Source organism: Streptomyces sp. NPDC001852 (assembly GCF_042891825.1).
Taxonomy (GTDB): domain Bacteria; phylum Actinomycetota; class Actinomycetes; order Streptomycetales; family Streptomycetaceae; genus Streptomyces.
Map to the genome: position 1 here is coordinate 1 of NZ_JBIATN010000075.1, position 9051 is coordinate 9051.

Annotated in this window: 11 protein-coding genes and 1 pseudogene; 6 read left to right on the forward strand and 6 right to left on the reverse strand. The window is 68.9% G+C overall.

Features of this window, described 5'->3' with window-relative positions:
* Positions 1–1032: 1032 nt before the first annotated feature.
* Complete coding sequence (locus ACFYZB_RS46365) at positions 1033–1605, forward strand: SUKH-4 family immunity protein (protein ID WP_388768150.1); 573 nt, start codon at positions 1033–1035, stop codon at positions 1603–1605.
* A gap of 71 nt (positions 1606–1676) precedes the next feature.
* Here the strand turns inward: ACFYZB_RS46365 and ACFYZB_RS46370 are convergent, their stop codons facing one another.
* The 3 genes and pseudogenes from ACFYZB_RS46370 to ACFYZB_RS46380 form a co-directional block, all read right to left on the reverse strand.
* On the reverse strand, positions 1677–1859 hold the full coding sequence (locus ACFYZB_RS46370; protein ID WP_351218539.1) for a hypothetical protein: 183 nt from the start codon (positions 1857–1859) through the stop codon (positions 1677–1679).
* 26 nt (positions 1860–1885) lie between these two features.
* Positions 1886–2182: pseudogene (locus ACFYZB_RS46375) on the reverse strand (transposase); the annotation flags it as partial.
* Positions 2170–2619, reverse strand: a complete 450-nt coding sequence (locus tag ACFYZB_RS46380; protein ID WP_351218537.1) for a DUF1772 domain-containing protein — start codon at positions 2617–2619, stop codon at positions 2170–2172. The gene ACFYZB_RS46380 and the pseudogene ACFYZB_RS46375, both read right to left, overlap by 13 nt.
* Before the next feature lie 90 nt (positions 2620–2709).
* Between ACFYZB_RS46380 and ACFYZB_RS46385 the strand changes: the two genes are divergently transcribed.
* On the forward strand, positions 2710–3288 hold the full coding sequence (locus ACFYZB_RS46385) for a TetR/AcrR family transcriptional regulator (protein WP_388768153.1): 579 nt from the start codon (positions 2710–2712) through the stop codon (positions 3286–3288).
* A 115-nt stretch (positions 3289–3403) separates the two neighbouring features.
* Here the strand turns inward: ACFYZB_RS46385 and ACFYZB_RS46390 are convergent, their stop codons facing one another.
* On the reverse strand, positions 3404–3931 hold the full coding sequence (locus ACFYZB_RS46390) for an STM3941 family protein (RefSeq protein WP_388768154.1): 528 nt from the start codon (positions 3929–3931) through the stop codon (positions 3404–3406).
* 243 nt (positions 3932–4174) lie between these two features.
* Positions 4175–4732: a lamin tail domain-containing protein gene (locus tag ACFYZB_RS46395; RefSeq protein WP_388768156.1), complete on the reverse strand. Its 558-nt coding sequence runs from the start codon at positions 4730–4732 to the stop codon at positions 4175–4177.
* A 316-nt stretch (positions 4733–5048) separates the two neighbouring features.
* Between ACFYZB_RS46395 and ACFYZB_RS46400 the strand changes: the two genes are divergently transcribed.
* Positions 5049–5906 (forward strand): SUKH-3 domain-containing protein, encoded by an 858-nt coding sequence (locus ACFYZB_RS46400; RefSeq protein ID WP_388768158.1) that lies wholly within the window; start codon positions 5049–5051, stop codon positions 5904–5906.
* A 228-nt stretch (positions 5907–6134) separates the two neighbouring features.
* Here the strand turns inward: ACFYZB_RS46400 and ACFYZB_RS46405 are convergent, their stop codons facing one another.
* Entirely contained in the window at positions 6135–6800 is a 666-nt protein-coding gene (locus ACFYZB_RS46405) for a DUF4097 family beta strand repeat-containing protein (protein ID WP_351218525.1), read from the reverse strand.
* A 262-nt stretch (positions 6801–7062) separates the two neighbouring features.
* On the opposite strand from ACFYZB_RS46405, the gene ACFYZB_RS46410 reads away from it, so the two are divergent.
* The 3 genes from ACFYZB_RS46410 to ACFYZB_RS46420 all read left to right on the forward strand — a co-directional run.
* Positions 7063–7797 carry a helix-turn-helix domain-containing protein gene (locus ACFYZB_RS46410; protein ID WP_388768161.1) on the forward strand — a complete coding sequence of 245 codons (735 nt, stop codon included), beginning with the start codon at positions 7063–7065 and terminating at the stop codon, positions 7795–7797.
* 224 nt (positions 7798–8021) lie between these two features.
* Positions 8022–8690, forward strand: coding sequence for a DUF4097 family beta strand repeat-containing protein (locus tag ACFYZB_RS46415; RefSeq protein ID WP_388768163.1), 669 nt, complete (start codon positions 8022–8024; stop codon positions 8688–8690).
* Between the two features lie 29 nt (positions 8691–8719).
* Positions 8720–9051, forward strand: a 332-nt coding sequence (locus ACFYZB_RS46420) for an ATP-binding cassette domain-containing protein (RefSeq protein ID WP_351218519.1), incomplete at its 3' end; no start/stop codon positions are given.

Here is a 9051-nt window from a genome sequence, read left to right on the forward strand (position 1 = left end):
CCCGCGGAGCGGGTCCCTTCGCGCTGCGCGCGAAGCCAGCGAATACCCGCGCTGCGCGCGGCTGTTCCGCTCCCGCTCCGCGTGAGCGGAAAGCGGCTCGCTGCGCTCCCCGCTCAACGAGCCTGCTGCGCAGTCTCGTTGCTGCTCCCTACGCTGCGCTTCGGGAGCAGCATGCCCCGCGTTGCGGGGCATGGGCCGGCCTTCGGCCGGCTGGTGGCCTCCGCTGCGCTACAGCCACCGGTGACGCTCCGCGTCACCGGGCGTCCCACGCTTCGCGTGGCACGATTGCGGGCCTGGCGGCCCGGGCTAGCGGCAGGGGCCGGGTTAGGGGGAGCTGGTGACTGCCCGTCAGGGGGCAGACTGGTTCGGGAGGCCAGGCCTGTGTGCAGGGGTCGGTCTTGTGTGCTTCAAAATGTGCTGCGGATGAGATATGGAAAAGATCACGCCTCCCGGAACGGGATCTCCGCACCGCTGTCACCGGACAACTGGAGCAGCATGTCACCGGCCGACGACCGGAACCAGCAGCCACCGTAGAGGGTAGGCACGAAGAGACCCCGTGCGGTACCTCCCGCACGGGTGGACTCGCAGCGTCGCCGAACGCACCACCCGGACAAGCATCCTGGGCGCAGCACCGGTTCACCTGGTCTCCCGGCACAGATGCAGACAGGGAAACTGCACGATGGGCAGGAGTACTGATCGGCAGTCACCAGTCGGGCGTGTCACGCCTGTTGGGGGTCGTAGCCGGGTGGTTGGGGACGGCCCTGCATGCCCCCTTCACTCCCGCGGGCGAAGGCATCCTGTTCTCAGCAGATGTCTGATGGTCTATCGGCAGACTGGCCAGTCGGAGCGGTGCCTGGCGTGTTGTTGGCGGGTCCTGGTCGTGGGCGTGAACACGCCCCACAAACAGACCGGTGAGCCGGTCTTCTCCAGTAACAACTACGCCGCCATGCGGGTCCGATACGATCACGAAGGGGGCGAGCGGGAATTCATTGGGGCGCCCGATGACCGTCCCGACCGAAAGTGCGGGATTCTATGAGCCCTTTGATCGACCGGACTCGAATGGAGTCGGTCTTCAGCACCGATGATCTGGTCGCTCTGGACGATGGTGTGCTGGCTGCCATCGCGCATGAGCCGACCCGAGTCTTCCTGCGCGAGGTCGGTCTCCCGGACCAGGAAGGCTGGTTCGAGATGGACCAGTTCCTTCTCGACGGTGACCTGTGGATCGGCGGTGAGGCGTGGCAGGCCGTCGCGGAGAAGTACCCGAACTGCTCATTCGACATGTCGGCCTGGCTGACGCTCGGAGGGATCGCCCTTGATGACGTCATCGTCGATACCGCCACCGGCATTGTGTACTGCATCCCGGAGGAGGGCACTCCGCACCTGCTCAACAGCAGCATCGACGCTCTGGCATATTTCCTGCACGCACTGGAGGAGGAAAGGCCGGAGTACGACGCCGAGGCCAGCACCGACGAGGGTGTCGACCCCGAGGGCGCCGCGGACAGGCTTTTGCATCGGATGCGCCAAGCCGACCCCGTCGCCATGGAAAATCCCGAATCATTCTGGTTCGCGGTTCTGGGGCATGTGCGCAACCTTCTACGGGACTAGCGCCGCGCGCGGGTGCGGTGTGGCCGCGTCCGTGGGCCGGGTCACCGTGGTTGCGGGCTGCCGGGTGGTGTTCACGATGCGGCCTGCCGGGTGTCGGTCGTGGTGCGCCGGGCGCGTGCCTGCCAGAGGAGGACGACGAGGGCGGTGACGGCGACGAGTGCGGCGATGACGCGGTAGCCCTGGGTCATCGCATCGGTGAACGCGTGCACGGCGGCCGTGTGCTGGGCCGCGCCCAGGTGGTCGGCGGCCGTCATCGCGTCGGAGGCGGAGTGCGCGCCGCGGCGGCCGCGCGCTCCAGGACCCGGCGTTGGGTGCCCGGACCGGAGCCGTGATCGGTGCCGCGGAGGGCGATCAGCGGCTTCACGCCGAAGTCCCGGACCAGACGGCGGTACTTGTCGTGGTCGTAGCCACGGTCACCCAGCACCACGTCCGGGCGGCGCCGGGGCCGGTCGCGCTTGCCCCGCACGGGCGGCACGGCCTGGAGGAGCCGGATCAGCCGGGTGACGTCGCTGCGGTTGCCGCCGGTCAGGGTGGCGACGAGCGGGATGCCGGTGCCATCGGTGATCAGGTGATGCTGAGGGCGGTGGCCAACAGGGTGAAGGCGGCGATGATGACGGCGACGCGGACGTAGTGCCAGCGCAGCCAGAGGTTCAGCTGCTGCTTCCAGTCCTCGGGCCGGTTCTCGGGGGTCCACATCTTGTTCCGGTTGTTGATCGGGACGAGCAGCAGGACCGACATGACCACGCTGAGGAGCAGCAGCGCGCCGGCGGTGACGACGAGGCCGGCGCCGTGGTGGCGTCCGGCGACGGCCCAGAGCGCGGTGAGGACGAGCGAGGTGATGTACCAGACCGGCATCACGGCGCCGAGCATCCGGCCCCCGTGGGCGTGGCCGAGCTGGCCACTGTCCTCCGGGAGGGCGTTGAGGATCGGGTTGATGACGAAGAGGACGGAGAACTCCACCCCCACCATCAGGCCGACGACCACGGTGGTGAACACCTGGAGTGCGCTGAGCATGATGACCCCTCCTGGATCTAGCGCTGCTAGATGACGAGGCAACGCTAGTACTGCTGCCGCTCGCTTGTCTAGCGGTGCTAGGATCGCATCATGTCGGTACAGGAACGCAAGGAACGCGAACGGGCGGACCGCGAACGCCTCATCGTGGCGACAGCCCGCGAACTCGCCGAGCAGCAGGGCTGGGACGCAGTCACCACCCGCCGGCTCGCCGAACGCATCGAATACAGCCAGCCCGTCCTCTACAGCCACTTCCGCGGCAAGCGCGAGATCATCGGCGCCGTCGCCCTCCAGGGCGCCGCCGAAATGGCCGCAGCGGTGCGGGCCGCGACCGCCGCCGCGGACGGCCCGCGCGAGCGGGTCGCCGCCCTCGCCCGCGCCTACCTCGACTTCGCCGCACGCAACCCGGCGGTCTACGACGCCATCTTCCAGCTCGACGGAGGTCTCGCCTACGCGCAGGAGGACACCCCGGAACCTCTGAAGGATGCCTTCGCCGCGTTGCTGGAGAGCCTGGGCGAGGTCGCCGGGGACGGCGTCGGCCCGGGGCTGTTCACCGAGGTGTTCTGGGCGTCCCTGCACGGTGTGGCGACCCTGACCCGGGCCGGACGGCTCCCGCCGGAGTACACCGAGATGAGGGTGGAGCTCCTGGTGGACCGGCTCGCCACGCTCTGACACACCGTCCCGGCGGGCACACAGCCGGCCGCCAACGCTTCGCCGCGCACACCGCCAACCTCCCCCATACCGCCGCCCACCCCAGTGCGCTGCGACGAGCACCCAGTGCCGTGGCTCAGTGGTGTACCGCGAGTCCGGGGCGGTGGCGCCGCATCGCGTCCAGGACCGCTTCGGGCGGCACCGGCAGGGTGTTCGTGGGCATGTTGGCCGGACCGAAGCCGAGTCGTGCGTTCATGGACGCGGTGCTGCGAACGAGCTTGGGGGCACGGGCCAGATAGGCGTCCGGGTCGTGGAGGACCAGCTCGATGAACCGCTGCGAGGTGTTGCGTACCCGCTGCTCGCGTATCCGCACCGCCGCTATCTCGTCCCAGCCGAACCGGCCCAGCCTCACATGGTCCACTCCCGCGTCGTCCAGCACCAGCTCCGGTCGGTCGCGCAGCAGGCGCTGGATGATGAGCACCGCGCAGAACCCGAAGAAGAGCACGGCCAACGCCCCCGCCACCGTCATCTTCACGGTGCTGTGGGCGACCAGGAGAACGACGCCCACAGCGACGAAGACCACAGAGCCCGCCAGCATGGCCCACACACGCCCCTTGGCGAGTGGGTAGACCGTCGGGGGCAGCGGAACGCCGTTGGGGATCATGGGCTCAGACGATAGGACCACCGCCCTCGTCAGCGGAAGCCTTTTCGCAGACCGTGCGATGCCCGTGGCCGTCCCGTCCGCCGTCGTCCCCCACGGTGGTGGCACGGGTCTGCTCGGCCTCGCCGGGATCCAGCGCGAGAATCGGTGGCGGGTGCCGCGCAAGCAGGTCGCCTCCTCCACACCCGGAGGAGACGACCTGCGCGCTGTCGAGGCGGCTACGAGCCGGCGCCATCCACCGCCGGATCAGTGACGGTGCCCACCGCGGTCGTCGCGGTCGCCGCCCCAGTGGTCACCGCGGTCGTCGCGGTCGCCGCCCCAGTGGTCACCGCGGTGGTCGCGGTCGCCGCCCCAGGAGACGGCGTCGACGAAGCGGCCGTGGTCGTTGCGCAGCGTGGCGGTGTCGCCGTCGCTCTCCCACATCTCGCGCCGCCGGTCCTGGTACACATCGGTGCGGGTGTCCCGGCCGTAACCGGTGTGGACACGGACCGTCGCCCGGCCCTGCAGCCACACATGGTGGAAGGTGTAGGTGCGGCCGTCCTCGTCCGACAGGGTCCAGCCCTCCAGGTCCACCGCCCGCCGGGTCGAGTTGGTGACGTCCACCCACTGCTTGTTCAGCGAGCGGTTGGAGTGGTCGTACCGGCCCGGGGAGTCGTACTGCACGCCGCTGATGTACACCGCCGCATGCCGCGGGTAGCCCGAGTGGTGATCGGCCGCCGCGGCCGGCAGCGCCACCGCGCCCACGGCAGCGGCCGCTACCGCGGTGACGGCGGTCAGGCGGCGGACGGAAGAAGAAACGGACACGAGGTCCCCCTTCGAGGGTGCCCACACCCAGTCGGCCGTGACAGAGAAAGCGCAGGCCAACTCGGTGTGTTGTGCTGGTGTGTGACCGGTCGGCCGCACACGCACACCCTGCCCCCAGGCCCTCCACGCCGTGAGGGACATGCGAAGGGAATTACCGTTTCGGCAAATTTCCGTAACTCGCACATGTAAACACCATCTAGATACTGAATGCACCGTTCTGATGCAGTATCAACGCCTTGCGCCTTGGAAATACAGGCCTGAGGCAACCAACCTTGGGCCCCGGCCTCCCCACCACCACGACCGCTTTCACCCGAAAGTGAGTAACAAGCAGTGGCAGGCGGCGAGCATTTGCCAGGATGTCAGGGTGGTCAGCGCTGAGGAGTGGAGTCGCATCCGTCGCGGCCTGCGGTTCGGGCAAAGGCTCCAGGGGACGGTCGTTGCAGTCCCGAACCCGGGTGCGATCGGAATCTTCGTCGACATCGGGCTTCCGGTCAGCGGTTTCGTCGACGCTCTGCTCCTGCCCACGGTCGCAGAACGCTGGCCGGGCAAAGGGACCGAGGCCGAGTTCGAAGTCTGGTGGGCGGATCACCGACCACAGGTGCGGCTGAAACCCGTGGATCCGCAGTTCCTGCGTGACGACTTTGCCCGGTGGCAGGCAGACAGGCGGCCGGACTGGCCCGAGAACGTTCCGGTGGACCGGGCTTGGGTCGATGCGGCAGCATCCTCACTACGGCGAACAGGCGTGGTCGAGGAAACACTGCGCACAGCAGGCTGGCAGCCCGGACGGCGCGTTCCGGTCGACCGATGGCGCGAGGCGCTGGAGCGGACCGGATTGATCCGCATGCACGATGCCTCCGAGGCCTTCCTGACGGAGTTCGGCGGCCTGGACGTGCAGATCAGCGGACCGGGCATCACCTGCGCCAAGACTCCCTTCCACTTCAACCTCGATCTCCTGATCGGCGAGGAAGACCGCTTCGCCGACTGGAGTGACACCATCGGGCGCGCCCTCTTCCCCATCGGCGAACTCGATCAGGGCAGATTCTTCCTCGGCATCGACGAGAACAGCGAGGTCTATCTGGTCGAGACCTGGCTGGCCACCTTCGGCCCCGCCCAGGGCGCGTTGGAGAAGCTCATCCTGGGCATCGCCCCGCAGCGGATCGAGACCGCCGAGTGAACGTTTCCCACGACCTGTCAGACGCCTGATTCGCGGCCCGTCGACCGTCTCGTAGCAGAGCTGATCGGCCGCGGACCGCCGCTTTGGTTCGGCGCCCGCGCAGGTGTCGCCCCCCCGGCCGCGTCGGGTGTCCGCAGGCCCCCGGGCGAGGTCGGCCGGGTCGTCGGCGACGGCCCGGCAGGATCTCGGAACCGGTCGGCGCGGCCGGACCGCGCTGGTTCTGTTCCTTCACAGGCTGCGGGCCGTGATGTCGCCGTAGGAGGTGGTGGCGCTGATGTCGAGTTCGGCGGTGCCGTCGTTCTTGAGGGCGTTGCTGATGCGGCCGTAGCTCGTACCGGCGTCGAGGGCGGCCGAGACGCCGGCGGCGGCGGTGACCGTGATGTCGCCGGACTCGGTGCGGAGCACGACCTTGCCGCCCGTGGCCTCGGCGATCCGGATGTCGCCCCGTGCGGTGCTGATCCGGGCGGGGCCGCCCAGCCGGCCGACCTCGATGTCGCCGTCGTGGGCGGTGAGGCTCAGGCTCGCGGTCTCGTCGATCTTGATCTGGCGGTAGGCGCCGTCGAACGCGACGTCACCGAGCCGGCCGACGCCGCGGAGCTCGCAGCCGCCGGTCCTGGCCTCCACGCGGGAGCCGGCGGGCAGCTTGACGGTGACCTCCAGGGATCCGGAGGGGCCGAAGAACTGGTTCTTGGGCTCGGCGGTGTGGATCCGCAGGACGCCGTCGGCGTAGGCGACTTCCGTCTGCTCGGCGGTCTGGACGTCGCGCCTCTTGGAGGGGTTGGCGGGCCGGACCTCGACCGCGGTGTCGGCCCGGTCGGCGGCGATGAACTGGATGCGTCCGGCCGGGATGTCCAGGACGGCGGAGATCGGGGCGGGGGTGTCGAACTTCTGCATCGTGCTCTCCCTCGTACTTGCGACTCGCTGTTTCTTGACAACGGAAACGCTACGTTGCTTTCTAGATTCCTGCAACATTGCCTTTGCTTCGAAGCGGCAACTTCGCAGGTGAAGGCGCCATAATCATTGCAACATCCTCTCGTTTAACGCAACGCTCGAAGAGTCGATCGTTGCAACGTGTTGAAGATGAACGCTATGGTGGAGGCGTCAGGAACACCGAGCAGCACCATGGAGCACCCGTGGGGCATGAAGGAGCGCACCGATGCCGGGAGGCAGGCTCACCCAGGCCGAACGCCAGCAGATCGCGCTGGGGCTGGCCGACAGCCTCCCCTACGCCGAGATCGCCCGGCGTCTCGACCGCCCGACCTCCACGATCACGCGTGAGGTGATGCGCAACGGCGGGCCCACCGCCTACCGCGCCGACCTGGCCCACCGCGCCACCCAGCAGCGCACCCACCGACGCAAGCAGGCCGCGCCCCGGGGGCCGCAGGCACTCCCGCAGCCCTACGGACGCGACGCCGAGGCCGTGGCCGAGTACCAGGAGGCCCTCACCACCGTCTTCATGACCTCGGGCCTGCCCAAGATGATGGCCCGGGTGCTGGGTTGCCTCTACACCACCGACACCGGCAGCCTCACCGCCTCCGAACTCGCCCAGCGCCTCCAGGTCAGCCCGGCGTCCATCTCCAAAGCGATCACGTTCCTCGAGAACCTGGCCCTCGTCCGCCGGGAACGCGACGAACGCCGCCGCGAGCGCTACGTCGTCGACGACGACCTCTGGTACCAGTCGATGATCCGCAGCGCCCGGGCCAACGACCAGTTCATCGAAACCGCACGCCAGGGCGTGAGCATCCTCGGCCGCGGCACCCCGGCCGCCGCCCGCCTCGAAAACGCCGCCCGATTCCTCGACTTCGTCGGCGAAGCACTCGTCCGCGCCGCCGAGCAGGGCCGCGACGTCCTCTACACCCGGACCGACACCACCGACGTCCCCAGCGACTGAGCGAGGGTGAGTCCTGCCGCCAGGACTCGTGCCAGCAGAGCGTTCATCTTCATCCATTGCAATGAACGCGATGCGGGTCGTTGCATTATCCGCCAAGGCTGTTGCAATGATTTCTCCGCTTCTACCTGCATCAATGCTGATTCTGCGCAACGGATCTGTTGCCCGATCCTTGAATGCAACGTAGCGTTTTCGACATCGGAAACAACGAGTCGAAGGAGCGCACGATGCAGAAGTTCGAGACCCCCGCCCCGATCACCGCCGTCCTCGACATCCCCGCCGGACGCATCCAGCTCATCGCCGGCGACCGGGCCGACACCGTGGTCGAGGTCCGGCCCGCCGACGCCGCCAAGAGCCGCGACGTCAAGGCGGCCGGGGAGATCAAGGTCGGTTACGGCGAGGGCGTCCTGCGGATCGAGGCCGCCGAGCCGGCCAACCGGATCCTCGGACACTCCGGGTCCGTCGAGGTCACCGTCCAACTGCCGGCCGGCTCCCGGGTCGAGGCGAAGGCCGACGCCGCCGAGTTCCGCGGCGTCGGACGGCTCGGCGACGTCGCCTTCTCGGGCGGCTACCGCTCGGTCGAGCTCGACGAGGCCGCCAGCGCCCGCCTCACCGCCCACGACGGCGACATCTCGGTGGGCCGTCTGGGCGGCCCCGCGGAGATCAGCACCCAGAAGGGCGCTGTGAAGATCACCGAGGCCGTGCACGGCACGGTGACGGTGCGCACCGCGCAGGGTGACATCTCGGTCGGTGCCGCCCCCGGCGTCTCCGCCTCCCTGGACGCGGGCACCGGTCACGGCCGGATCCACAACGCGCTCCAGAACAGCGGCGGCAGCCCCGAGCTGACCATCCACGCCACCACCGCGTACGGCGACATCACCGCCCGCAGCCTCTGACCACCGCAGCCCTCGAAGGAGCACTCCTCATGAGCACTTTGGCCATCGCGGCGAACGGGCTGCGCAAGTCCTACGGCGACAAGGTCGTGCTCGACGGCGTCGACCTGGCCGTCCCGGAAGGAACGATCTTCTCCCTGCTCGGCCCGAACGGCGCCGGCAAGACCACCGCCGTCAAGATCCTCTCCACCCTCGTCACCGCCGACGGCGGACAGGCCCACGTCGCGGGCCACGACCTCGCCACCAGCCCACAGGCCGTACGCGCCGCGATCGGGGTGACCGGGCAGTTCTCGGCGGTGGACGGGCTGATCACCGGCGAGGAGAACATGCTGCTGATGGCCGACCTGCACCACCTGTCCAAGCG